The organism is Nocardioides sp. (genome assembly GCF_044226765.1).
Taxonomy (GTDB): Bacteria; Actinomycetota; Actinomycetes; order Propionibacteriales; family Nocardioidaceae; genus Nocardioides.
Genome location: NZ_JBGAGJ010000016.1, coordinates 61,749 through 86,737, shown reverse-complemented (window position 1 = coordinate 86,737; position 24,989 = coordinate 61,749). Strand labels below are relative to the sequence as shown.

22 protein-coding genes are annotated in these 24,989 nt (G+C 73.1%); 10 read left to right on the top strand and 12 right to left on the bottom strand.

Annotation, left to right across the window (positions count from 1 at the left end; translation table 11 throughout):
- Positions 1–199: hypothetical protein (locus tag ACILRH_RS22340; RefSeq protein WP_395696280.1), on the bottom strand; the 199-nt coding region annotated here is incomplete at its 3' end.
- Between the two features lie 492 nt (positions 200–691).
- On the opposite strand from ACILRH_RS22340, the gene ACILRH_RS22335 reads away from it, so the two are divergent.
- Positions 692–1,915 (top strand): DUF222 domain-containing protein, encoded by a 1,224-nt coding sequence (locus ACILRH_RS22335; RefSeq protein WP_395696279.1) that lies wholly within the window; start codon positions 692–694, stop codon positions 1,913–1,915.
- A gap of 47 nt (positions 1,916–1,962) precedes the next feature.
- Here ACILRH_RS22335 and ACILRH_RS22330 read toward each other — a convergent pair whose 3' ends face one another.
- Positions 1,963–2,442 (bottom strand): DUF4829 domain-containing protein, encoded by a 480-nt coding sequence (locus ACILRH_RS22330; RefSeq protein ID WP_395696278.1) that lies wholly within the window; start codon positions 2,440–2,442, stop codon positions 1,963–1,965.
- 129 nt (positions 2,443–2,571) lie between these two features.
- On the opposite strand from ACILRH_RS22330, the gene ACILRH_RS22325 reads away from it, so the two are divergent.
- The 3 genes from ACILRH_RS22325 (at position 2,572) to ACILRH_RS22315 (ending at position 6,166) form a co-directional block, all read left to right on the top strand.
- Positions 2,572–3,999 (top strand): hypothetical protein, encoded by a 1,428-nt coding sequence (locus tag ACILRH_RS22325; RefSeq protein ID WP_395696277.1) that lies wholly within the window; start codon positions 2,572–2,574, stop codon positions 3,997–3,999.
- An 83-nt stretch (positions 4,000–4,082) separates the two neighbouring features.
- Entirely contained in the window at positions 4,083–4,631 is a 549-nt protein-coding gene (locus ACILRH_RS22320; RefSeq protein ID WP_395696276.1) for a hypothetical protein, read from the top strand.
- 128 nt (positions 4,632–4,759) lie between these two features.
- Positions 4,760–6,166 carry a LuxR C-terminal-related transcriptional regulator gene (locus ACILRH_RS22315; protein WP_395696275.1) on the top strand — a complete coding sequence of 469 codons (1,407 nt, stop codon included), beginning with the start codon at positions 4,760–4,762 and terminating at the stop codon, positions 6,164–6,166.
- A 9-nt stretch (positions 6,167–6,175) separates the two neighbouring features.
- Here ACILRH_RS22315 and ACILRH_RS22310 read toward each other — a convergent pair whose 3' ends face one another.
- From ACILRH_RS22310 to rpsO, 6 genes are all read right to left on the bottom strand, one after another.
- Positions 6,176–6,847 carry a GAP family protein gene (locus ACILRH_RS22310; protein WP_395696274.1) on the bottom strand — a complete coding sequence of 224 codons (672 nt, stop codon included), beginning with the start codon at positions 6,845–6,847 and terminating at the stop codon, positions 6,176–6,178.
- Positions 6,844–8,733: an alkyl/aryl-sulfatase gene (locus ACILRH_RS22305; protein ID WP_395696273.1), complete on the bottom strand. Its 1,890-nt coding sequence runs from the start codon at positions 8,731–8,733 to the stop codon at positions 6,844–6,846. The genes ACILRH_RS22310 and ACILRH_RS22305 overlap by 4 nt, the downstream gene beginning before the upstream one ends.
- 99 nt (positions 8,734–8,832) lie before the next feature.
- The gene (locus ACILRH_RS22300) at positions 8,833–10,155 is read right to left on the bottom strand and encodes a DUF1254 domain-containing protein (protein WP_395696272.1); all 1,323 of its coding nucleotides are present in this window, start codon (positions 10,153–10,155) and stop codon (positions 8,833–8,835) included.
- A gap of 64 nt (positions 10,156–10,219) precedes the next feature.
- Positions 10,220–11,569, bottom strand: coding sequence for a M16 family metallopeptidase (locus ACILRH_RS22295; RefSeq protein WP_395696271.1), 1,350 nt, complete (start codon positions 11,567–11,569; stop codon positions 10,220–10,222).
- A complete protein-coding gene (locus ACILRH_RS22290) occupies positions 11,566–13,800 on the bottom strand; it encodes a polyribonucleotide nucleotidyltransferase (RefSeq protein ID WP_395696270.1) in 2,235 nt (744 codons plus the stop codon). The genes ACILRH_RS22295 and ACILRH_RS22290 overlap by 4 nt, the downstream gene beginning before the upstream one ends.
- A 241-nt stretch (positions 13,801–14,041) precedes the next feature.
- A complete protein-coding gene (gene rpsO, locus ACILRH_RS22285) occupies positions 14,042–14,317 on the bottom strand; it encodes a 30S ribosomal protein S15 (RefSeq protein ID WP_395696269.1) in 276 nt (91 codons plus the stop codon).
- Positions 14,318–14,482: 165 nt separating this feature from the next.
- Here rpsO and ACILRH_RS22280 point away from each other — a divergent pair, with 165 nt between their 5' ends.
- Positions 14,483–15,241 (top strand): L,D-transpeptidase family protein, encoded by a 759-nt coding sequence (locus ACILRH_RS22280; RefSeq protein WP_395696268.1) that lies wholly within the window; start codon positions 14,483–14,485, stop codon positions 15,239–15,241.
- Positions 15,242–15,281: 40 nt separating this feature from the next.
- On the opposite strand, the gene ACILRH_RS22275 is transcribed toward ACILRH_RS22280, so the two are convergent.
- The 3 genes from ACILRH_RS22275 to ACILRH_RS22265 all read right to left on the bottom strand — a co-directional run bounded on the left by ACILRH_RS22275 (position 15,282) and on the right by ACILRH_RS22265 (position 18,968).
- Entirely contained in the window at positions 15,282–15,524 is a 243-nt protein-coding gene (locus tag ACILRH_RS22275) for a DUF6458 family protein (RefSeq protein ID WP_395696267.1), read from the bottom strand.
- A gap of 92 nt (positions 15,525–15,616) precedes the next feature.
- Positions 15,617–16,798 (bottom strand): sulfite oxidase, encoded by a 1,182-nt coding sequence (locus ACILRH_RS22270; RefSeq protein WP_395696266.1) that lies wholly within the window; start codon positions 16,796–16,798, stop codon positions 15,617–15,619.
- Positions 16,799–16,826: 28 nt separating this feature from the next.
- A complete protein-coding gene (locus ACILRH_RS22265) occupies positions 16,827–18,968 on the bottom strand; it encodes an MMPL family transporter (protein WP_395696265.1) in 2,142 nt (713 codons plus the stop codon).
- 174 nt (positions 18,969–19,142) lie between these two features.
- On the opposite strand from ACILRH_RS22265, the gene ACILRH_RS22260 reads away from it, so the two are divergent.
- The 3 genes from ACILRH_RS22260 (at position 19,143) to ACILRH_RS22250 (ending at position 21,483) form a co-directional block, all read left to right on the top strand.
- Positions 19,143–20,324, top strand: coding sequence for a sensor histidine kinase (locus ACILRH_RS22260; RefSeq protein ID WP_395696264.1), 1,182 nt, complete (start codon positions 19,143–19,145; stop codon positions 20,322–20,324).
- Entirely contained in the window at positions 20,252–20,917 is a 666-nt protein-coding gene (locus ACILRH_RS22255) for a LuxR C-terminal-related transcriptional regulator (protein ID WP_395696263.1), read from the top strand. Before ACILRH_RS22260 ends, ACILRH_RS22255 begins: the two co-directional genes overlap by 73 nt.
- A gap of 176 nt (positions 20,918–21,093) precedes the next feature.
- Positions 21,094–21,483: a LuxR C-terminal-related transcriptional regulator gene (locus tag ACILRH_RS22250; RefSeq protein ID WP_395696262.1), complete on the top strand. Its 390-nt coding sequence runs from the start codon at positions 21,094–21,096 to the stop codon at positions 21,481–21,483.
- Between the two features lie 2 nt (positions 21,484–21,485).
- Here the strand turns inward: ACILRH_RS22250 and ptsP are convergent, their stop codons facing one another.
- Complete coding sequence (gene ptsP, locus ACILRH_RS22245) at positions 21,486–23,177, bottom strand: phosphoenolpyruvate--protein phosphotransferase (protein ID WP_395696261.1); 1,692 nt, start codon at positions 23,175–23,177, stop codon at positions 21,486–21,488.
- Between the two features lie 87 nt (positions 23,178–23,264).
- Here ptsP and ACILRH_RS22240 point away from each other — a divergent pair, with 87 nt between their 5' ends.
- Positions 23,265–24,032: a DeoR/GlpR family DNA-binding transcription regulator gene (locus ACILRH_RS22240; protein ID WP_395696260.1), complete on the top strand. Its 768-nt coding sequence runs from the start codon at positions 23,265–23,267 to the stop codon at positions 24,030–24,032.
- On the top strand, positions 24,029–24,988 hold the full coding sequence (locus ACILRH_RS22235; protein ID WP_395696259.1) for a 1-phosphofructokinase family hexose kinase: 960 nt from the start codon (positions 24,029–24,031) through the stop codon (positions 24,986–24,988). Before ACILRH_RS22240 ends, ACILRH_RS22235 begins: the two co-directional genes overlap by 4 nt.
- The last annotated feature ends 1 nt before the right edge of the window (position 24,989 follow it).

Below are 24,989 nucleotides of genomic sequence, written 5' to 3'. Positions count from 1 at the left end.
TGCTGACGGTGTCACCGCCCTCCTCGTAGACCGTGCGGGTCACCCCGGCCGTGAGGATCGAGTAGACGATCATGATGGGGACGACCAGCACCAGGCGGAACAGGGTCGTCACCCGCCGGTGCTCCGGCGTGTAGTCGACCCGGAGGCGGGCCGGGTAGGCGGCAGGGGCAGGTGCCGGCGGCGGGTTCTGGACGGACATGACAGACCTCCCAACGGGTCAGGGGAGCAACGGGGGCCGTCGTCCCGCCCGGAGGACCGAGTCCGACCGGTGATCGTGGGCACGGCGACGCGCGCGGTCACGACGACCATCTCCTCGTGGCTCCAGCCTCCTCGGTCCCGGCGCCCGGGCGCTAGAGGAGAAGTGCTCGACCCGCAGGACCCGGGTCCCGGGACCTGCGATCGGTGATGTCGGCGCGTGCCCGGCCTGGTCGCGATCGCGGAAGGCCGTGCGGCGTCGGCGTCGGCGGGTCGCGGGTCGTCTCGGGTTGCGACCGACAGGCAGCAAAGCGGGTACGACGGGCTTCGGGTTGCGGTTGCTTCCCGGGTCACAGCGCCGCGCGAGCTCCCCTCCACAGGCCCCGTTCGGGCGGTGGAGAACGCCCGTCGATCGTGACCCGATCGTGACCGAATCCCCTGTGCACACAGGGGATTCTGGCCTATGACTGTCGGTGGTCAGTGCTGTCATTGATCCATGACAGCGATCGCCACCCCCCGGCACCGGGTCACCGCCGCGACCGCCCAGATGCGGTCGGTGGCCGACTCGGTGGCCGATGCGTCGGTGTGGTCCCTGGACGCCGACCAGGCGCACACGACACTGGTCGAGCTGACCCGGCTCGAGGCACAGGTCGCCGCACTGAAGCTCCGCGTCGCCGCGCACGCCGAGTCGGTCGACACCCGGGACGCCACCGCCGCCTGGGCCCACACCACCCGGCAGACCCCCCGGGCCGCCAAGAGCCAGGTGAAGCTCGCCCAGGCGCTGGAGGCGCACCCCCACACCGCGGACGCCCTCGCCACCGGCCACCTGAACCTCGAGCAGGCGCGGGTGGTCGTGCACGCCGTCGACCAGCTCCCCGACACTGTCGGACCCGAGCTCACCGCACAGGCCGAAGAGCACCTGGTGGGGCTCGCCGCCGACCACCACGCCGGCGCGCTGCGGATCCTGGGCCGCCGACTCCTCGAGGTGATCGCTCCGGACCTGGCCGACGCCCACGAAGCCGCGCTGCTCGAACGCGAGGAGGCCGACGCGTTGGCGGCGTGCCGGCTCCGGGCCCGGTTCGACGACCACGGCCGCCTGGTCGGCTCCTTCGTCCTCCCGCACCTGCACGGCGCGATGCTCCTCAAGGCCGTCACGGCCTTCGCCGCCCCGAACCACCGCGCCGCCACCGAAGGAGCAGACGCCGCCAAACAGACCGCCGGCCGACCCACGCCGGAGCGGCTCGGCAGGGCGTTCTGCGAGCTCCTCGAACGCCTCCCCGCCGACAAGCTCCCGAAAGCGGGTGGCACCAACGCCACCGTCGTGGTCACCCTCTCCTACGAGACCCTGGTCGGGCAGCTCGACCAGGCCGGGGTCATCCTCGACACCGGCCACCAGATCTCACCCGGCGAGGCCCGCCGACTGGCCTGTCAGGCCGCGATCATCCCCGCCGTGCTCGGCACCCGCTCCGAGGTCCTCGACCTCGGCCACCAGACCCGCCTCTTCACCGCCGCCCAGCACCTCGCCCTCGCGCTCCGCGACCGTGGCTGCACCGAACCCGGCTGCGACGCACCACCGTGGCGCTGCCACGCCCACCACGACCTCGAATGGTCCAACGGCGGCCCCACCGACCTCGCCAACGGACGACTCCTCTGCCCCCGCCACCACCACCTCCACCACCGCCACCAACCCACGAAGCCCGGCTACCACCCACGGATCTAGACCGACCCCGCATCGGCACCCACCTGGCGGGTGGCGCGCGCACCTCGTCAGCCGGTGCCTTGGTCGAAGATGCGCCACGGCGAGTCCGCCGACTCACGCACCAGGAGGAAGCCCCACGTGGTGGCGCCCTCGGGCATCGAGACGTCGTCGTGGAAGGGACGCCAGTTCAGGTCGAAGCTGACCGGGACGTTGGCGACTTCTTCTGGAGCCGAGTGGCCGGAGTCCTGGGGACGCTCCATGACGTGGTCGCTCACGTCGACGTCCGTCAGGCTGGCGACGTCCTCGCACCACGACGTGGCGCCGTCCTCGGCGCCCTCCGTCATCACGGCCCTGGCGGTGTCGCAGTCGTGTGCGTTCACGGCGTCGAGGTACACCGTCACCACCTGATCCGGTGACGCGCTGGGCGCAGGCACGGCGACGTCGCCGGTCTGTCGGGGCGGGAGCAGCAGGTAGGCCACAGCGGCCGTGACGACCAGGACGAGCACGCTCGCGCCGAGCGCGAGGAGTCGACCGGGCCTCGTGAACACCGGCGGATCCTCTCACCAGACGAGGTGTCCGCGCGCGGCGGCCAACAGGGACACCCTGTCAGCCGGCCAGTGGGGTCCGATGTCGGCGAACGTCGGGACCGACGACACGTGGCAGTGGTATCACCGACCATGGCCCGACGACGCCGGCACCTCCTCGCCACGGCTGTGGTGGGCCTGGTCGGGCTCGGGCTGGTCGCGGTGCTGGCCCTGAGCCTCCTGGGCGACTCGGTGCTGCGTCAGCTCACGAACGGTGAGCTCGAGGGCGCCGACTACTGGGAGGCGGAGCCCGAGATCCTGTCCGCCGGCCTCGGCTTCGACAACATCATCGGGCTGCCCGAGATCGACGAGCAGACGGTCGAGGAGGCGGGCGGCTCCTGGTACGGGAGCCTGACGTGCGGGAACGGCAAGGAGCCGACCGACCAGAACCGGACGTCGGCCGCCTCGACGTCGAGCGTCGAGCGCGCCTTCGAGGGCTCGGGGGTCGACCACGACGACGGGCTCCCGGTCGTCTTCAGCTGGCCCGTGGCGACCGAGACGGTGGACCCGACCGACTTCGAGCTCACCCTCGACACCGGGGAGACCGTCCGCCCGCACGCCGCCGGCATGAACCCGAACTGGGAGACCGACGAGCGCAACACGGTCGTGCTGTTCGGCGACTTCGGGAACCGGCTGCCGAGCTCGGACCCGGGCGCGGTCTTCCCGGTCCGCCTCGAGGTCGTCGCGGACGACACGCCCCTCGTGCTGGTCGGTCCGGACGGCCGGGAGGTCAGCGCGGTGGGCCTCACCTGGACGACCGACACCTCGCCGTACGACGCCGGGCCGGTCCTGGTCGGCGCCAAGCTGAACCGGGTGGGGACCGAGCCGGTCGGCGAGGGCGGCGTCAGCCTGCTCGAGCGGTCCGGCACGCTCCCCAACGACGAGTTCGCCCTCTACGGAGGGGGTGACTTCCGGCTGCGGGTGCTGACCTCCGGCGGCTTCTCGCCGGACGGGGTGACCGGGGTGCGACCCGACATGTTCGAGGACTTCTTCAGGATCCGGGCGCGGGGGCCCGACGGCGACCAGGTCCTCATGGACCGGGTCGGGGTCGACTACGACCTCGCGGGCGGCACCCTCCGCGTGGTCGGCCTGTCGGACCTCGGCCAGCGCGAGGACCACGACGCGGGCATCTACTACGACGACTGCTACCAGGAGGACCGGGACAACTACATCGACATCATCCTGGACGGCGACGAGGCCGCTGCCCGGCACGTCGAGGCGGTCGAGATCCCGGCGCTCGACGGCGGCTACTCGGCGTTCTACAACCCCGGCGGTCCCGGACCGGAGCCGTTCGCCGGCGTCACCTACACCGCGCCCGGGCCGCCCGACGTCCAACCGGTGACCCTCGCACTCGACGACCCGATGCGCGTCAGCCGGGACGCCACGTCGCACCGTCCGTACCTGCGCCTCCTCGCGCTCGTCGGCGCCTGCCTCGCGGCCATCGGCCTGACGGTCCTCTACTGGCGGCGCGGCTGGACCCGCCGAGCAGCCGAAGAAGCCGCGGACCGGATGCAACCGTGAACGACCTCGGGGCGTATCCCCACCGAGACCGCCGACCGGCGGCCGCCCGACAGGGCGACCCACCCACGCGAAGGAAGACCCTCATGCGCACCACCGCCGCCGCCGCCCTGTCGGCCGCCGCCCTCACCCTCGGCATCGCCGGGCCTGCCCACGCCGAGCTCTACGGCATCGACGACCCGCGGGACACCCACCACGGCTCCGACGTCCTCTCCCTCTCGGTCCGCAACGGCCAGGAGAACGTCGCGGTCACGACGCAGCACGTCAACCTGCGCCGCGACCCGGCCTCCGGCTCGAGCGCGACGATCTTCGTCGACACCGACCGCCACAACCGCGGCCCGGAGTTCGTCTTCACCGCGGGCTACTACTCCGGCACCGACTACGTCCTGCGTGCAACCGACGGGTTCGGCCGCAGCACGTGGGGCGACCCCGTCGAGAACGGCGACTACATCCTGCGGATCGACTACCGCCAGGAGCGCGCCCGCGTCCTCATGTCACGCGCCGCCCTCGGCGACCCCGGCGACGTCCGGGTCGCCGTCCGCGTGTCGGGCACCCGGTCCGACGGCAGCAGCCACGGCCTCGTCGACTGGGTCGGCAAGCGCCGCGCCTTCACCCCCTGGCTCGCGCGCGGGTGACGGGTGGTCGGGGGCGGCCGGCGCGCTGAGCGCCGTCCGCCTCCGCCGTCTCGGCACCGCGCCGGTCCGACCCCCCCTCATCGGCCACCCGCCTCGGCCTCCCGCATCGGCACCGAATAGGGGACCGGATGGGGCACCTGCCCGCTGCGGCGGGCGGCGACCCCCGGAGCGCCGGGCTCTACCTCTGCCACATCGCGACCTGGTGGCACCGGCACGAGGGCACGATGAGCGGACCCGCACGGACCGATGCCACCGACCGGTGCCTGGAGCGCGCCCGGGAGCTGGCGCCCGACGACGACGAGGTGGCGGCCGCCATCGTGTCCGCCCAGGTCGCCCGCGGTGACCGCCCGCGCCGTGTCTCCGAGTGCCTCGCCGCCGTGGAGGTCACCCGCACGGTCGGTGACCCGCTGCTGGTCGACACGGCCCTCGACGAGGTGTGCGCCGCCCAGCTGGAGGCCGGCGACCTGGAGGGGGCGCTCGCGACGGTGCGAGCCCGGCTGACCGGCATGGCGGCGGTGCCGGTCGACGCGTACAGCGGCATGGACCACGCGGACGCGCACCTGATGGCGGCGCACGTGTGCCTCGGCACCGGCCGGCTCGACGAGGGCAGCCGGCACGCCGACGGCCTGGCCGCCCTGTCGTTCCTCCGCGAGGAGCCGCAGATCGGGCTGGCCCGTCAGCTGGAGCTCGGCGCGCTCGCCGGCCGGTTCGACGAGGTCCTGACGAGCGCGCACCTGTTCCGCACCGGCTGGGAGCGCACCGGCCGGCCGACGGTGAACAACTTCGCGCCGGCGTCGTACGCCGTGGCCATGGTGCTCGGCGTGCTGGGCGACGACCTCGGCCGCGACGAGTGGATCGCGATCACCCGGCAGCTCACCCGGCACCCCGGCTGGTGCGACGACCCCGCCCACCTGTGGACGAGCGTCCTCGACGGGCTCGTGCTGCTGCACCGGGACGACGCGTCCGGCGCCCTGGACCGGCTCGCGTTCGCCCCCGACGCGGTCCCCGGTGGGGTCAGGTGGAACCAGCGGCTCTGGCTGCCGTGGCACGCCGCGCTCTGGGCGGAGGCCGGCGTCCTCGCCGGGGCCGCCGGGTCCGGCGACGGCGCCGAGGACCGGCTGCGCCGCGCCGCCGCCGCGGCACGGGGCAACGAGGTCGCGGGGCTCCTCGTCAAGCGGGCTGCGGGCCTGGCCCGCGCGGACACGACCGGGTTCACCGATCTGGCGGCCCGGCTGGACCGGCTGGACCGGCTGGACCGGCTGGGCTGTCCCTACCAGGCGGACCGCACCCGGCTCCTCGCCGCGCCACCGGCCGCCGGGACGGCGCCGTCGGAGGTGGCCTCGCTCAGCGACCGGGAGCGAGAGGTGCTGGCGCTGGTCGCCGCCGGGCGGAGCAACCCCGAGATCGCCGCCGAGCTCTTCATCAGCCGGAAGACCGCAGAGCACCACGTGTCCCACATCCTGGCCAAGCTCGGGGTCGGCACGCGGGCCGAGGCGGCGGCGCTCGCCGGCCGGCTCGGGCTGGTCACCGAGTGACGGCGACGCTCACAGCACGCTGAGACCGTCCCCGATCATCTTGGCGCCGATGACGAGCAGCAGGACCGCCATGATGACCGCGTTGTGCTCGACCATCCACGTCCTCATCCCGGCGAGCAGGTCGGCCGCCCGGTCGCCCGTCGTCAGGTAGACGGCCACGGGGGCGGCCACGCCGATGCTCGCGACCACGGCGAAGACCACGGCGGCCACGACGATCGCGGTGACGTCGCCGGCCGCGGCCGTCGCGATCGCCGCGCCGCCGGACAGGCAGAGCAGCAGGTTCTTGGGGTTCACCGCGGCCAGCAGCACGGCCAGGCCGGCGGCCTTCACCGGCGTGAACCCGTCGACGGCCGCCATCCAGCGCGGCTGCTCGGGCTCGACCCCGTCGCGCGGGCGACCGCGCCACCGTCGTCCCGCCATCAGCACCAGGACGACGCCCAGGACGATCTTGCTCCACCCGGACCACGCGGGCTGGCTGCCGTCGTCCGGGGTGGCGGAGCCGGCCGCGAGCGCGACCACGAGGGTCAGCGCACCGACGGTGAGGAACCAGGTGACGACGAACGTCACCGCGTTCGCACGGGCCCGGCCGCTCACCAGCATCAAGATCACGGCGACGATCGGCAGCGGGCTGATCAGGACGCCGACCGCGATCGGCAGCGACTGCCCGATGGCGGCGTTCACGGGGTGACGATCGCGAAGTCGGGGTCACCCGGGTCGAGCACCCCGGCGAGGCGGACGAGCGCCGACGCGTCGCCGGCGAGCTCGACACCGGCGCCGTCGAAGCCGTCCGCCGAGAGCAGACCCAGCGCCATCAGCGGCAGGGTGGACCGGGTGGTCGTGATCGTCGCGTCCGCGGCACCGCGCTGGGGCCGGTCGCTGTAGGTGAGCACCCCGTTGGCCAGCCGCAGGCGGTACCGCTCCCCCACGTCGGTGAGCACCACGTCGACGGTGATCCGCTCGTCCCATGCGCGGGGACCGTCGACCTGGATCGCGAGGGCGTCGAAGAGCATCGCCGGGGTCAGCTGGCCGACGATGTCGACCGCGGAGGTCTGGGTCGGCGTGCCGAACGACCCGTGGCGCAGCTCGGTGGCACCGGAGAGGAAGAAGTCCCGCCAGGTCCCGTTCTCCGAGCCGTAGCCGAGCTGCTCATAGGTGTCCGCGAGCAGGGTCCGTGCCTCCGCGTGCTCGGGCTCGGCGAAGACGGCATGGTTCGCCAGCTCGGCGGCCCAGCGGAAGTCGCCGGCGTCGAAGGCCTCGCTGGCCCGCTCGACGACCACGTCGACCCCGCCGATCGCGGCGACGTAGCGGCGGGCCCGCTCGACCGGCGGGTGCTCCCACAGGTGCGCGGGGTTGCCGTCGAACCAGCCGAGGTAGCGCTGGTACACGGCCTTCACGTTGTGGCTGACCGAGCCGTAGTAGCCACGGGCGTGCCAGGCGTTCTCGATCGCCGGTGGCAGCGTCATCTGCTCGGCGATCTCGGCGCCGACCAGGCCCTGGTTGAGCATCCGCAGGGTCTGGTCGTGGAGGTACTTGTAGAGGTCGCGCTGGAGCGAGAGGAACTCCACCACCCGCTCGTTGCCCCAGGTCGGCCAGTGGTGGGAGGCGAACACGACCTCCACCTCGTCGCCGAACAGGTCGACGGTCTCGGTCAGGTAGCCGGCCCAGCCGTGCGGGTCACGGACCACGGCGCCTCGCAGGGTCAGCAGGTTGTGGAGGACGTGCGTGGCGTCCTCCGCGGAGCAGAGCGCCTTGAAGTCGGGGAGGTAGACCAGGAACTCCGACGGCGCCTCGGTGTCCGGGGCCATCTGGAAGACCATCCGCACGCCGTCGACCGTCTCCTCGTGGCCCGTGGTGGTCACGATGTCGCTCGGCGCCAGCAGGGAGACCGTCCCGGTCGAGACGGTCTGGCCGAGCCCCGCGCCGACCTGGCCGCGCGGACCGCGGTCCAGGGCCGCGCCGTACATGTAGCCGGCGCGCCGGCTCATCGCGATGCCGGCGTAGACGTTCTCGGACACGGAGTGCTGGACGAAGCCCTCGGGCGCGAACAGGCGCACCTCGCCGCCGGCGACCTCCTCGGCGGAGGTGAAGCCACGGACCCCGCCGAAGTGGTCGGCGTGCGAGTGCGTGATGACGACCGCCTTCACCGGTCGGTCGCCGCGGTGCTTGCGGTAGAGCGCGAGCGCCGCCGCCCCCGTCTCCACCGACAGCAGCGTGTCGATGACGACGACGCCCTCCTCGCCCTCGACGAACGTGACGTTCGAGAGATCGAGCCCCCGCACCTGGTAGATGCCCGGCACGACCTCGAAGAGACCGCCGATCGCCGCCAGGCGGGACTGCCGCCACAGGCTCGGGTGCACGGTGTCGGGAGCGTCGCCCTCCAGGAAGTCGTAGGTCGAGCTGTCCCAGACGACCGCACCGTCCGCACCGAGGACCGGCCCGTCGAGCGGCGCCACCAGGCCGCGGCGGGCGTCCTCGAAGTCCCGGTCGTCGTCGAAGGGAAGGGAGTCGAGCGCCTGCTGGTGCTGGGCACGGATGACGGCGGTGGCGTCACGAGGAGCGGTGGTCATGGCCCCCAGTGTCCTGTCCGGCCCGGACCGCTGACTCCCCTGAATCGGACCACTGTCGGGATCGGAGGGGCGAGCGGGACGACGACGCGGACGGACCGGTCAGGCGGGCGTCAGCGGGGGCGGGTTCCACCGGCCGTCGAGGGCCTCGGGGCGCGGGGCGTAGAGCCGCATGCACAGCGAGAACGGACCGGCCGGCGCGGGCAGCCAGTTGGCCGACTCCTCCCCGCCGGGGTCGTCGTGCTGCACGAGCACCCGCACCGAACCGTCCGCCTCCGGACGCAGGCCGGTCATGCTGCCCACCGCGAAGCGGTCGATCGGGTTCGCGACCTGGAAGCCCTCGTCGTCGTACATCGTCACCGACCAGAAGGCGTCCGCCGGCGGCAGCGCGTCCGCCGCGAAGTGCAGCACGTAGCGCCTCGACCCGTCGGCGGGAGTGCCGTCGCTGGTGGCCATCTGGAGCGGGTAGATCGCGTCGTCGGCCTGATTGGCACCGAGGCCGACCATGGTCACGATCGCGCGCTTGAGGTAGAAGTTGCCGTAGACGCCCATCGTGTCGGTGTTCATCGACCAGCCGTTGGTCATCCGCGTCATCGTCGGGAGCACTGCCTGCAGGTGCGCCAGGGCCTCGCCGGGGATGCCGGCCAGCTCGGCGAGCACCCCGTCGTCGACGGCGGACGCGTCGAACGGCTCGCCGGCGTGGAACCCGATCTGGCGTGCGCGCTCGACCACGGCGAAGTCCGTGGCGTGCGGCGGGTGGACGCGGAGCAGCTCCGCGCCGAGGGTGAGGAAGTCGACCATCGACATCGCGTTGACCTGGCGCAGCGGCTCCGTCCGGTCGTCGACGTCCGGGTCGACGACCGCCTCCGCCGGCGGGGCCGCCGACGGCCACACCGAGAGCGGCGTCAGGGAGAGGCCGTCCTGGACGGCGTGGACCGCGTCGTAGTCGGCCGGACCGACCGTCTGGGTGCGGCCGATGATCCAGACGGTCGAGGTCGGGCAGTGGATCGGGCGTACGCCGTCGGGCAGGTCGCCGCTCCAGCCCGGACCGACGAGCGCCCAGGCCGCCTCGCCGGTGCCGGTCGTGCGCCACCCCGGCGACGCGAAGGCGTCGGTCCACATGTCGTACACCGGCAGCAGGTAGTAGCGGCCGTCGGTGTCGGGTGCGGAGACGACCATCGGCTCGGCCGACACGTCGACCCACGCCGAGGAGTAGAGCGTGTCGAAGTTCGGGCGGACCACCACGCGGAAGTCCGCGGCCGGGAACTGGCGGACGTGGACGAAGGTGTTCATCGGCCCGCGGCCCGGCACCACCCCGAGCGGCGCGTTCGTCATCTGGCGCCGGGTCATCTCCATCGTCACCAGCGGGTAGAGGTAGGTGTAGAGCTCCGCGCCGATGGCGCGCACGTCGAACTGCTTCTCCATGACCGGCACGCTCCCAGCCGGTCGCTCCCCCACGCTCACCCGTCGCGGGTGAACGGTCGCCGGGTCAGGCCGGACCGACCACCGCGAGCACCTCGGGTCGCGAGAACACCTCGGCCGCGACGGCACGGACGTCCTCGAGGCTGACCCCGTCGATGCGGGCCATCACCTCGTCGATGCTGAGCAGCTCGTCGTGCACGAGCTCGGCCTTGCCGATCCGCGACATCCGGGAGGCAGAGTCCTCGAGACCCAGGACGAGGCCACCACGCAGCTGGCCCTTGCCGCGGGCCAGCTCCTCCGCCGTGATGCCGGAGGCGGCCACCTTGGCGAGCTCGTCGCGGACGACCGCTAGGACGTCGTCCAGCTTCGAGGGCAGGCAGCCCACGGACACGCCCACCAGGCCCGAGTCGGCGTGGTGGGAGGCGAAGGAGAAGACCGAGTACGCCAGGCCGCGCCGCTCGCGCACCTCCTGGAAGAGCCGCGAGGACGTGCCGCCGCCGAGGGCGGTGTTGAGGACACCCAGCGCGAACCGCCGGTCGTCGTCACGGACCAGGCCCTCCATGCCGAGCACGACGTTGACCTGCTCGAAGGGGCGGGTGGCGGCGACGATGCCGGGCGTGACCCGCTTGCGGGCGCCGTGCCGTGGCCGCACCGGCTCGTCGGTGCCGGCCAGCCAGTCGTTGCGGGCGAAGGCCCGCTTGACCAGGCGCACCAGCGCGGTGTGGTCGACGTTGCCGGCGGCCGCGACCACCACGTTCCCGGGTCGGTAGTGCCGCCGGTAGAAGCGGTGGATCTGGGCTCGCGTCAGCGCCTGGATGGACTCCTCGGTGCCGGCGATCGGACGGCCGAGGGGCGTGTCGCCCCAGGCCTGGGCAGCGAACAGGTTGTGCACCACGTCGTCGGGGTCGTCGTCGTGCATCGCGATCTCGTCGAGGATCACGTCGCGCTCCGCCTCGACGTCGTCGGGCTCCAGCGTGGAGCCGGTGAGCATGTCGCCGAGCACGTCCACGGCGAGCGGCAGGTCCTCGTCGAGGACCCGCGCGTGGAAGCAGGTGTACTCCTTCGCGGTGAACGCGTTGAACTCACCGCCGACGGCGTCGAGCGCGATCGAGATGTCGAGGGCGCTGCGCTCGGCGGTGCCCTTGAAGAGCAGGTGCTCGAGGAAGTGCGAGCAGCCGTGCAGGGCCGGCGACTCGTCCCGCGAGCCCACCCCGACCCACACCCCGATCGCCGCGGAGCGTACGCCGGCCTGGTGCTCGCTGATCACCCGCAGTCCCGAGGGGAGCACGGTGCGCCGGATCCGCGAGGTCACCTGTCCCCCGGCGTCCCGCTCGGTGAACAGGGTCCGGGTGCCCGGAGAAGACGGTGACCCGCCAGAAGCGGGCTTCTGGCGGGTCACCGGTGCAGCTGTGGTCACGCGTTCTCGTCCGCGTCCTTGTCGTCGGAGCCCTCGGCGGAACCCTCGGCCTCGTCGACGACCGGGACCAGCGACAGCTTGCCGCGGTCGTCGATCTCGGCGATCTGGACCTGGACCTTCTGGCCCACCGCGAGGACGTCCTCGACGGCCTCGACGCGCTTCCCGCCGGCCAGGGCACGCAGCTTGCTGATGTGCAGCAGGCCGTCCTTGCCCGGGAGCAGCGAGACGAAGGCACCGAAGTTCGTCGTCTTGACGACCGTGCCGAGGTAGCGCTCGCCGACCTCCGGCATCGTCGGGTTCGCGATCGCGTTGACCGCAGCCCGCGCCGCCTCGGCGGCCTCGCCGTTGGTGGCACCGATGTAGATCGTGCCGTCGTCCTCGATCGAGATCGACGCACCGGTGTCGTCCTGGATCTGGTTGATGACCTTGCCCTTGGGGCCGATGACCTCGCCGATCTTGTCCACCGGGATGTGGATCGTGAGGATCCGCGGGGCGAAGATCGACATCTCCTCGGGCTCGTCGATGGCCTCGGCCATCACGTCGAGGATCGTCATCCGCGCGTCGCGCGCCTGCTGCAGCGCCTGGCCGAGCACCTCGGCGGGGATGCCGTCGAGCTTGGTGTCGAGCTGGAGCGCGGTGACGAACTGGCGGGTGCCGGCGACCTTGAAGTCCATGTCGCCGAACGCGTCCTCGGCGCCGAGGATGTCGGTCAGCGCGACGTACTGCGTCGCGCCGTCGATCTCACCGGACACCAGGCCCATCGCGATGCCCGCGACCGGTGCCTTCAGCGGCACACCGGCCTGGAGCAGCGCCAGGGTCGAGGCGCAGACCGAGCCCATCGACGTCGAGCCGTTGGAGCCCATCGCCTCGGAGAGCTGGCGGATGGCGTACGGGAACTCCTCGCGGGAGGGCAGCACCGGCAGCAACGCACGGCGCGCGAGCGCACCGTGGCCGACCTCGCGGCGCTTCGGCGAGCCGACCCGGCCGGTCTCACCGGTGGAGAACGGCGGGAAGACGTACTTGTGCATGTAGCGGCGGTGCTTCTCCGGGGAGAGCGTGTCGAGCTGCTGCTCCATCTTGAGCATGTCCAGCGTGGTGACACCCAGGATCTGGGTCTCGCCGCGCTCGAACAGCGCCGAGCCGTGCACCCGCGGGACCACGCCGACCTCGGCGTGCAGCGGGCGGATGTCGGCCAGGCCGCGGCCGTCGATGCGGACCTTGTCGCGCAGGATGCTCTCGCGCACGACCTGCTTGTTGACCGAGCGGAAGGCCGCGCCGATCTCCTTCTCGCGACCCTCGAACTGCGGACCGAGCTCCTCGAGCAGGGCGGCCTTGAGCTCGTCGGTGCGGTCGTTGCGCTCCTCCTTGTCCGCGATCTTCATCGCGGCGACGAGGTCGTCCTTCGACTTGGCCTCGACGGCCTCGTACACGTCGTCCTCGTAGTCGAGGAAGACGGGGAACTCCTGCACCGGCTTCGCGGCGACGTTGGCCAGCTCGACCTGCGCCTCGACCAGCTGCTTGATGAACGGCTTGGCGGCGTCGAGGCCACCGGCCACGACCTCCTCGGTCGGCGCCTGAGCACCGGACTCGACCAGCGTGTAGGTCTGCTCGGTGGCCTCGGCCTCGACCATCATGATGGCGACGTCACCGGTCTCGGTGACCCGACCCGCGACGACCATGTCGAAGACGGCGTCCTCGAGCTGGCTGTGCGAGGGGAACGCGACCCACTGGCTGCCGATGAGCGCGACCCGGACGGCGCCGACCGGGCCGGAGAACGGCAGGCCGGAGAGCTGGGTGGACATCGACGCCGCATTGATCGCGAGGACGTCGTACGGCGCGTCGGGGTTGAGCGCCATGACGGTGATGACGACCTGGACCTCGTTGCGCAGGCCCTTCTTGAAGGTCGGGCGCAGCGGCCGGTCGATGAGGCGGCAGGTGAGGATCGCGTCCTCGCCGGGCCGGCCCTCGGACCGGAAGAACGAGCCGGGGATCTTGCCCGCGGCGTACATCCGCTCCTCGACGTCGATCGTCAGGGGGAAGAAGTCGAAGTGGTCCTTCGGGTGCTTGCCGGCCGTGGTGGCCGACAGCAGCATGGTGTCGTCGTCGAGGTAGGCGGTGACCGCACCGGCGGCCTGGCGGGCGAGGAGCCCGCTCTCGAACTTCACGGTGCGCTGTCCGAACTTGCCGTTGTCGAGAACGGTCTCGACGGCGTGGATGACGGGTTCAGTCAAGGGTTTGTCCTTGTTCTGCTCGCGGAGCGATCCGCGGCGTCCCGCGTCAGGCGAGGCCGGTCTTCGATCGAGGCCCGCAGGATGTCGTCTCCGAGATCCTGAGAGCCACTACCGAGGACCGGGCCAGAACGTGCGGGTCGCTCCTGGTGTTGTTCAGATGTGGTGCTTCGTGGAATCTATCGCCCGAAGGCTCGGCGATGAAGCGCGAAGGGCCCACCGGTGGCGGGCCCTTCGCTGCAGGTCAACGGCGGAGGCCGAGGCGCTCGACGATCGAGCGGTAGCGCGCGATGTCGGTCTTCTGCAGGTAGTTCAGCAGGCGGCGGCGCTGGCCCACGAGAAGCAGCAGGCCGCGACGGCTGTGGTGGTCGTGCTTGTGCTGCTTGAGGTGCTCGGTCAGGTGGCTGATCCGGTGGCTCAGCAGCGCGACCTGGACCTCGGGCGAACCGGTGTCGCCCTCGACGGTGGCGTACTCGGCGATGATCTTCTTCTTGGTCTCCGCGTCGGTTCCGACGGACATGCGGGCTCCTTCTCGGTTCTCTCGTTGCGCGGCGCGCCGGGGCCTGTCCACCCGGGCACTCTGGTTCCGCGGCCGTTCTGACGGCGTGCTGCCTCCTGGAGGCAACCGTGGAACTCTACCGCGCGGGCGCTCCGCGGGCCGAATCCGCATGTGATGATCGGGAACGTGGCACGACGGCTCGGACCCCTCGCCCTGGCGGCGGCGCTCGGTGCCGTGCTCCTGGCCCTCGTCCCTCCGTCCTCGGCATCCTCAACGGCGTCGTCCTCGGTGCCGTCCCCGGCATCGGCCTCCCGCCCGGCGGCCCGGACACCCGCGGCCCGGACACCCGCGTGGGCCGCGCTGCTCCCGGCCCGCACCACCCAGGTCGTGCGGACCGTCTCCAGCCACCGCTACTGCCGCCGGGTCTGGTGCACGGTCACCCAGGCCTGGGAGCGGGACGCGGCGGGCCGCTGGACCCGGGTGCGCGAGGTCCGCTCGACGATCGGCGTGCGCGGGTGGGGGAAGCGACGCGAGGGCGACAACCGCTCGCCCGTCGGCGTCTACCGGATCAAGATCACCTTCACCACGGGCCGCGAGAACCCCGGCGCGATGCCGTGGCGGCGTCGGCTGCCGACGTCGGTGGTCTCCAGCTCGCCCGGACGCACGTACAACACCTGGATCGAGGTGCCGGGCCTGACCAGCGGCGACCGGCCGTCGATGCGCTCGGGCTGGGTCGTCGACTACAACCACGTCCGGCTCCGACCGGGCGTCGGGCCCCGGCCGGTCCCGGGCAAGGGGAGCGGGATCTTCTACCACACCTCGAAGCCCGGGGAGCCGTGGGCGCCGACCGCCGGCTGCACCGAGGTCGGCCGCCCGCGGCAGATGCGCTGGCTGCTCACCTGGCTGCGGCCGGAGGCGCGGCCGCGGATCGTCCAGGACCGCTGACTCTTCCCGGGCGGCGGCCGGGCGGCGGCCGGGCGGCAGCTCAGTACGCCGGCGGGGCGTCGTTGCGCTCGCTGACCGTCCGGGTGCCGTCGGCGTGGGTGGTGACCGTGGTCGCGCGGCGCCGGCTCGCGGTGGTGGCGGCGACGAGCACGATGCACAGCAGGCCGGCCGCCGCGAGGATCCAGCCGACCATGGTCAGGTCGACGCCACTGATGCTGTCGGTGACGGCCAGCGCCAGAATGAGGCCGATGGCCAGCAGGAAGACACCGAGTCCGTATCCCATGAGAATCTCTCTCCCCTTCACGTCGACCCCGTCGGGGTCGCTCAGGAGGAGGGTCTCCAGGGCGGGCCACCGTGAAACCCGCGGTGGGCTCCTCAGGCGACCGTGACCGGGTGCCGCACGACCGCGTCGAAGAAGTAGCCGTTGGGGTTGAACGGCGTGGTGAGCGGCTGGGTGCGCCCCGCCGCGTCGGTCGCGCGGGCCATCAGCACGTGCTCACCGGCCACCGGTCGGTCCCAGGTCCACGACCACGGCGTCCAGCCACGCTGCCAGGTCCGGCGGGTGCGCGCGCGCTGCCAGGTGCTGCCACCGTCGGCGCTCACCTCGACCGTCCGCACCGGCGCGGCACCGCTCCAGGACCGGCCGGTCAACGCGATCCGGCGGTCGCGCGGCAGCTGCGCGTTCCAGGGCAGCTCCCACGCCGAGCGCACCGGGTTCACGCTCAGCGGCTCGTCGCCGATGCGGTACCAGGTGGTGTTCCAGGGCGAGGTGAGCTCGGTGGTGGAGACCTCGAGCGAGCCCAGCCACTTGATGCTCCCGATGCCGACCCACCCCGGCAGCACCAGGCGGAGCGGGTAGCCGTGGTCGGGCAGCAGCGGCTCGCCGTTCATGCCCCAGGCCAGCAGCGCGTCGTCGAGCGCCTTCGCGATCGGGAACGGGCGGCGGACCGGGCCGTGGTCGACCCCGCCGCTGACGTAGTGCGGATCCAGACCGGTGGCCTGCACCGAGACCGCGGCCGGGTCGAGCCCGACGGCACGGAGCACGTCGCGCAGCCGCACCCCCTCCCAGGCGACGGTGCCCACGGCGCCGAGCGTCCACTGCGTGCCGGCCGCCGGGATGCCCTGCTGGGTGCCGAAGAGGCTACGGCCGTTGCCGGTGCACTCGTGGGTGGCGACCAGCGTCGTGCGCGGCAGCCGACGCAGGTCGCGCAGGCTCAGGGTCAGCGCCCCGTCGGCCGTGCGCGGGCGGCGCAGCCCGTCGCCGTACACCCGCAGGGCGTAGGTCGACGCATCGATGGTCGGCGTCGAGGTGTGGTCGCGCACGAAGAGCCGCGCCGGGCTGGTGAGGTAGTCGCGCGGGTCGACGGAGTCCCAACGCATCTCCGCGTTGGTGCCGTAGTCGACGAACCACGCGGGCGGCAGCGGCTTGAGGATCGCCGGGGCGCCGGCGAGGGCCCTCCCGAGCGGCGCGAGCGCGCCGGTCGCGAGGGCCCCACCGAGGACCGCGGCGGACTTGAGGAGCGTGCGGCGACCGGTCGCCCGAGAGATCGCGTCCATGCTTGGACCGTAACACGCTCGACTTACTTCAGTTAACGCCTGAGTACGCCGGCTCCGGCTCGGCGACGACCTCGCCCCGCGGTCGCGCCGGACGCACCGGCCACCAGACCCGGTCGCCGAGCAGCACCAGGATCGCGGGGAGCATCACCAGGCGCACCAGGGTGGCGTCGAGCAGGATCGCCGCCGAGAGGCCGACCCCCATCATCTTCATCTCGATCATCGACAGGGTCGCGAAGATCGCGAACACCGACACCATCACCGCGGCCGCGCTGGCGACGACACCCGCGGTGTCGGCGATGCCCTGCTCGACGGCGAGCCGGGTGGGCAGACCGCGCCCGACGTGCTCGCGGACCCGGCTCAGCACGAAGACGTGGTAGTCCATCGACAGCCCGACCAGGACCACCAGGACGAACAGCGGCAGCCAGTCGATCACGAAGCCGGGGCTGGTGAAGTCGAGCTGACCGCTCCCCCAGCCGCGCTGGAAGACCAGGGTCAGCACCCCGAACGCGGCCCCGACCGACGCCAGGTTGAGCAGGGTCGAGATGATCGCGAGCGGCACCGAGCGGAACGTCACGACCATGATCAGCATGGTCAGCAGCAGCACGAAGGCGATGACGAGGGCCAGCCGGCCCTGCTGCTGCTGGAGGAAGTCGACCTCCTCGGCCGCGCCGCCCCCGACGGCGTGCTGGCTCCCGTCCGGGAGCCCGGCGACGGCGGCGGGGACCAGCTCGTCCCGGAGCTGGTGGACCGCTGCCGGCACCCGGTCGTCGGTCTCGTCGTACGGCATCCCCAGGACGACGAGCGACGTGGACCCGTCCGCGGAGGTCTGGACCCCCTGCCCCGAGGCCACGAAGGTGCCGGTCGCGACGGCCGCGCGGGTGAGCTGCTCCAGGGCACCCGCCACCTCGGTCCGGTCGGCGGGGTCGGCCCGCACGACCACGGTGGCGTTCGCACCCTCGTCGGCCGGGAACTCGGCACTGATCGCCTTGACCGTCTGGACCTCGGGGATCGAGGTCGGCAGGGTGTCGAGGGTCGCGGAGTGGGTCCTCATGCCGAGAGCGGGGACAGCCAGGCCCACCACGACGACGCCGGACAGCAGCAGCGCCGCGCGGGGGTGCCGGACCACCGGCGCGAGCAGGCGCCGGCTGGCGCCGCCGCGGCCCAGGCGCCGCTCCAGCCGCCGGTTGACCCGCCAGAGCAGCGGCACCCGGGGGCGGTCCGCCCAGCGACCGAGCTTGACCAGGAGCGCCGGCAGCACCGTGATCGAGCCGAGGACGGCGACCGCCACCACCAGGATCGACCCGACGGCGAGCGAGTCGAACGTCGCGTTGCCGACGACGAAGAGGCCGGCCATCGAGGCGATGACGGCACCTCCGGAGACCAGGATCGAGTGCCCCGAGGTCTGGGCGGCGATCTCGACCGCCTCGAGGGTCGTGCGGCCCTTGGCCCGCTCCTCGCGCTCGCGCTTGAGGTAGAACAGCGAGTAGTCGACGCCGACCGCCATGCCGATGAGCACGATCATGCTCGACACCGTCAGGTCCGCCGGGACCAGGTGCGACAGGGGTGCCATCAGGCCGAGCGTCACGGCGACGCTCGAGGCGGCCAGCAGCACCGGGATGCCGGCCGCGATCAGCGCGCCGAAGGCCAGCAGCATCAGGAGCAGGGTGACCGGCAGGCTGATCGTCTCCGCCGAGCCGAGGTCGTCCGCGACCTGGTCGTTGATGGCGGCGTCGATGCTGAGGTCGCCGGCCTCCCGGACGCTCAGGCCCGGGTGCTCGGCCGCGACCTGCTCGGTGACGGCCTGGACCGCACCGGCGTCCTCGACACCGGGCGCGAGCGCGACGGACACCAGCAGCGCCGTGCCGTCCGCGCTCGCCTGCGGCGCCGTCACGTCCGCGACGCCGCCCACGTCCTGCAGCCGGTCGGCCAGGTCGGTGGCGACCCGCCGGGCGCCGGGGCCCTCGACCAGGACGTTCTCGGTGTCGGGCTGGGTCAGGCCGGCGTCGGCCACCATCGCGTCCGCGCGGCCGGACTCGCCGACCCGGTAGTCGGCGTCGGTGGTCTCGTGCGTCGGGACCGCCACGGCCAGGCCCACGGCCGCCACCACGAGCGCGATCCACGCGAGGATCGCGCGCCAGGGGTGCTCGGCGCTCCACCGCGCCGCTCTCATCGGTACTGCTGTCAGCGGGTTGCCCATGGCCGTCTCTCTCCCGGGTCGAGGTGTGTTCTGGAGGTGCGTCTCCAGCCTCGGAGCACCCGGGGCCGCCGTCAGGAGTGCCTGGTCCCGCGCCGGGGTGGTGCCAGCACCACTGCGCGCGGCGCCCCGGGCGGGGAGGATGGGGGCGTGGACCGCTTGCGCCTGACCGGGTACGCCGTCGCCCAGCTGTTCCTCGCCTTCGTGCTCATCGTGCTGGCCGTGGTGTGGATCGTGGGCGGTGCGCTCGTCGTGGTCTGGGTCGGGCTCGGCATCCTCGCCGGTGCGCTGCCGGCGACCCGCTGGATCGCGAACCTGCACCGGACGATGGCGGCCCGGACCCTCGGCCAGCCGGTGCCGGTCCCCTACCGTCCGCTGCCGCCGGGTGGGTTCGTCGTCAAGGCACGCGTGGTCCTCGCCGACCCGATGACCTGGCGCGACCTGGGCTGGGTCTTCGTGGCGCCGGTCGTCGGCATCGTGGTGTCCGTCCTGGTCCTGGTCCTGCTCCTCGCCGTCGTCACCGCTCCGCTGTGGTGGTTCCTGACGCCACCGCTGATGACGGCACGTGCCTACTTCGACCGGTTCTTCCTCGCCTACAGCCGCGCCGAGAAGCTGGAGCAGCGGGTGCAGGCGCTGACCGAGAGCCGCGCCGAGGTCGTCGACCACTCCGCCGCCGAGCTGCGCCGGCTCGAGCGGGACCTGCACGACGGCGCCCAGGCCCGGCTGGTCGCGCTGTCGATGAACCTGGGCATGGCCGACGCGGCGTTCGACGAGGACCCCGAACGGGCCCGGCAGCTGGTCAGCGACGCCCGGGCCGCGACGACCGCCGCGATCGGCGACCTGCGCTCGGTGGTCCGCGGCATCCACCCACCGGTGCTCGCCGACCGCGGCCTGGCCGGCGCGGTCGAGGCGATCGCCCTGGACATGGCGGTGCCCGTGAGCCTGGACGTCCGCCTCGCCGGCCGTCCGCCGGCGCCGGTCGAGTCGGCGGTCTACTTCGGCGTGGCCGAGTGCCTGGCGAACATCGGCAAGCACTCCGGCGCTGCGCACGCCTGGATCACGCTCACCCACGAGGCCGGCGGGGGCGATCGGGGCGACGGCGTCCTGCGCGCCGTGGTCGGCGACGACGGGCGTGGCGGGGCCGACCCGTCCGCGGGCACCGGCATGCTGGGGGTGATGCGGCGGCTGGCCGCCTTCGACGGCACGATGTCGGTGTCGAGCCCGGCCGGCGGCCCGACCCTGGTCACCTTGGAGGTCCCGTGCAGCCTCGGACAGAACCCGGGCTCCGACTCGTCCTCGCCGAGGACCACGCCCTCCTCCGAGCCGGCCTGATCCAGCTCCTCGAGGGCAACGGCTTCACGATCCTGCACGCCGTCGACAACGCCCCCGAGCTCGGTCCGGCGCTGCTCGACCCCGACGCCGAGGCGGCGGTCCTCGACGTACGCCTGCCGCCGACCCAGACCGACGAGGGACTGCGAGCAGCGATCGCCGTCCGCGCCGAGCGGCCCGGGTTCCCGGTCATGGTGCTCTCGCAGTACGTCGAGCGGCTCTACGCGCGTGAGCTGCTCGCCAGCGGCGAGGGCGCCGTCGGCTACCTGCTCAAGGACCGGGTCGCCGACGTGGCCGAGTTCGTCGACGGCGTCCGCCGCGTCGCCGCCGGCGGCACCGTGCTGGACCCGGAGGTCGTCGCGACCGTCCTCGCCCGGACGCAGGACCAGCCGATCGACCGGCTCACGCAGCGCGAGGGCGAGGTGCTCGCCCTGATGGCGGAGGGCCGCTCGAACGCCGCGATCGCCGCCCGGCTCTCGGTCAGCGAGAAGGCGGTCGCCAAGCACATCAACAGCATCTTCACCAAGCTCGACCTGCCGCTCGACGGTGACGACCACCGCCGCGTCCGCGCGGTGCTCGCCTGGCTGCACCTCTGACCCCGGGCGCCCGGTGCCCACCGGACCGACGCGCACGTGGTCCTCCCGGACCGGGCTGCCGCCCTCGGGACCACCGCGTCGGTCCCAGGGTCCGCGGTTCCGCGGTGCTAGATTCACCGGACCTGCCGGGCCGTGGGGACGGTGGCCGCGGGCATACGGCGAGCTCGGGAGCCCGGATGACCCATCCCCACGACGACCACGTCGGTCGTGCCCTCGTCGCGCTGCTGCGCGAGGTGAGCGAGCGGGTGCGGCGGGGCGAGTACGACGCCGAGGAGCGTGACGGCGTGCTCCTGGACGTCACGGTCGGCGCGGTGCGCTGCCAGCTGGTCCTGCAGGAGCAGGCCGTCCGCTCGTCACTCACGCCACGGGAGCGACAGGTCGCGCTGATGGTCGCCCGCGGCGGCACCAACCAGGCGATCGCGACCTCGCTCGGCATCAGCGTGTGGACGGTGTCGACCCACCTGCGCCGGATCTTCGCCAAGCTGGGTGTCTCCAGCCGAGCGGAGATGGTCGCCCGGCTGCTGGCCGACCGGGAGCCGCCACCGCCGGTCGCGCCCGAGCCCTGAGGTCAGCCGAGCAGGGCCCGCACCGCGTCGCGCCCAGCCACCGGGTCCGACGCCGAGAGCGCCGCCTCCGCGGCGTCCTCGCACCGGTCGAAGGTGGCGCGGGCCAGCTGGGCACCGACGGGGCGCACGGCGGCGGCCGCCATCGACAGCGAGGTGACCCCCATCCCCACCAGCACGCACGCCAGCAGCGGGTCGGCGGCGGCCTCGCCGCAGACGCCGACCGGCTTGTGCGCCTGCCGGCCGGCCTCGGCGGTGATCGCGATCAGCTGCAGCACGGCCGGCTGCCAGGGGTCGGTGAGGTGCGCGAGGTCGGTGGCCATCCGGTCGGCCGCCATCGTGTACTGGGTCAGGTCGTTGGTGCCGATCGACATGAAGTCGACGACCTCGAGCATCCGGTGGGCGAGCAGCGCCGCGCTCGGCACCTCGACCATCACGCCGGCCTTGAGGTCGCGCGCGTGCACCCGGTCGGCGAAGTCGGCCGCCTCGGCGACGGTCGCGACCATCGGCGCCATCACCCAGGTCTCGGTGCCCGTCTCGCGCGCGGCGAGCGCGATGGCGTCGAGCTGGCGGTCGAGGAGGCCGGGGTTGCCGAAGGAGAGGCGCAGTCCGCGGACGCCGAGCGCCGGGTTCTCCTCGCCCTCGAGCGTCGCGAACGCCACCGGCTTGTCCGAGCCGGCGTCGAGGGTCCGCACCACGACGTACCGGTCGTCGCCGAACGGGCGCAGGACCTCCCCGTAGATGCCGGCCTGCTCCTCCACCGAGGGCTCGTCCTTGCGGTTGAGGAAGGACAGCTCGGTGCGGAACAGCCCCACGCCCTGCACGGGTGCCTCGCCGGACGTGCGTGCGGAGGGGCCGTCGGCCACGTTCGCGAGGATCTTGACGGGCACTCCGTCCGCGGTGCGGCCCGGCCCGGTCCAGGCGGCGAGCGCGGCCCGCTGCTCGACGTCGGCCGCGACCCGTGCCTCGGCCTCCTCCGGCACGGCGTCGGTCTCGACGGTGCCGGCGACGCCGTCGACGAGCAGCATCGTGCCGGCGGTCAGCGCCGTCGCGCCCGCGGTGCCGACCACACACGGGATCGAGAGCTGGCGGGCGATGATCGCGGTGTGGCTGGTCGGCCCGCCCCGCTCGGTGACGAGCGCGAGCACCAGCGCCGGGTCGAGGCCGGCGGTGTCGGCGGGCGCGAGGTCCTCGGCCACGAGCACGCAGGGCGCCTCCGGCGTCCCGACGCCGGGCTCCGGCTCCCCCACGAGCCGGGCGAGGACCCGGCGCTCGATGTCGAGCAGGTCGGTGACCCGCTCGGCCATCAGCCCGCCCATCCCCGTGAAGATCGCGACGAACTGGTCGACGCCGCCGTGCACCGCGGCCAGCAGGTCCTCACCGGCGCGCAGCTGCTTGCGCACCGCACCGCGGAGCCCCTTGTCGCGGGCCAGGCCCGCACTGGCGGTCAGCACCTGCGCGGCGTCGCCCGACACGCTCGCCGCCTTGCGGGCGAAGCCCTCGGCGACGGCGTCCGCAGCGGCGTCGTACGCCGCGAGGGCGGCGTCGTGGTCGGCGTACTGACCGGCGTCGAAGCGGGCGACCGCCTCCGGCGACACCTCCGTCCGCACGAGGAGCGCGGGTGCGTAGGCGACGCCGGGGACGACCGGGGTGCCGCGGAACAGGGTGTCGCTGGCGACGGGGTTCTCGGTGACCATGCTCACAAGTAAACGCCCAGGACCCTTGACAGGTCAACACATACGGGCGTAAAACAACATATACACAGATCGAAGGAGTCCCTCGCAATGTACGCCGAAGAGCGCCAGCAGGCCATGGTCGAGCTCGTCACGGAGCACGGCCGGCTCTCCGTCGCGGCGATCGCCGCGCAGTTCGACGTGACGACGGAGACGGTCCGCCGCGACCTCTCTGCGCTCGAGCGCATGGGGCTGCTCCGGCGCGTGCACGGCGGCGCCGTCCCGGCCAGCTCGCTGGCGGTGATCGAGGCCGGCCTCGGCGAGCGCGACCAGGCGAACACGGCCCAGAAGGAGCTGATCGCGAAGGCTGCGATCGACCAGCTCCCGCCGGCCGGCGGCACCGTCCTCCTCGACGCGGGCACGACCACCGCCCGGTTCGCCGGCATGCTGCCGCGCGACCACCGGCTGACCGTGATCACCCACGCGGTGCCGATCGCCGCCCGGCTCGCCGTGCAGCCGCAGATCGAGCTCTACCTGCTCCCCGGCCGGGTCCGCACCACCACCCAGGCGGCCGTCGGCGCCGACACCGTCGCCGCCCTCGCTCCGCTCCGGGTCGACGTCGCGTTCCTCGGCACCAACGGCATCACCCTCGGCCACGGCCTCTCCACCCCCGACCACGACGAGGCCGCCGCCAAGCGGGCCATGGTCACGGCCGCCCGCCTGGTCGTCTGCCTCGCCGACTCCAGCAAGGTCGGGTCCGAGACCGCGATCCGCTTCGCCGGCCTCGACGAGGTCGACGTGCTCCTGACCGACAGCGGCATCGACGCCACGGACCGCGCCGCGTTCGAGGACGCCGGCACCGAGGTCGTGGTCGCGTGATCCTCACGCTGACGGCCAACCCCAGCCACGACCGCACCGTCGTCCTCGGCGGCCCGCTCGAGCGCGGCGCGGTGATCCGCGCCGACTCCGTGACCTCCCAGGCCGGTGGCAAGGGCGTCAACATCGCCCGCGCCTGCGTCTCGGCGGCGGTGCCCGCGGTCGCGGTGCTGCCGGCCGCCAAGGACGACCCGTTCGTGCTCGAGCTGCTCGCCGCCGGCATCGACTGCCGCCCGGTCCACCACGACGGCGCCCTGCGCGTGAACATCACAATCACCGAGCCCGACGGCACCACCACGAAGCTCAACAGCCCCGGGCCCGAGCTCACCGCCGACGTACGCCGTGAGCTCGGCGAGGCGCTGCGGCGCCGCGCGGCCGCGGCCGACTGGGTGGTCCTCGCGGGCTCCCTCCCGCCCGGCACACCGCCGGAGTGGTACGCCGACCTCGTCGTCATGCTGCGCGCCAGCGGCGCCCGGGTCGCGGTCGACACCAGCGACGAGCCGCTGCGCTCCCTGGTGTCCCGCCTCCCCGAGGCCGCACCGCAGCTGATGAAGCCCAACGGCGAGGAGCTGGCGTCGTTCACCGGCGACGACCCCGACCGGCTCGAGTCCGACCCGGCGGCCGCGGCGAAGGCCGCCCGCACGCTGGTCGAGTCCGGGGTCGAGACGGTGCTCGCCACCCTCGGCGCCCGCGGCGCGGTCCTCGTGACCGCGAGCGGCGCCTGGTGGGCCGAGCCGCTGCCGGTCACGGTCGTCAGCACCGTCGGTGCCGGTGACTCCAGCCTGTTCGGGTACCTCCTCGGCGAGATCCAGGGGCGTCCGGCGCCCGAGCGGCTCGCCCTCGCTGTGGCCTACGGCAGTGCTGCCGCCGGTCTTCCTGGGACGACGATCCCGCAACCACACCAGGTGCGTCCGGAGCTCGTCTCCGTCCACGCGCTCGACATCACCCAGGGAGGGTGAC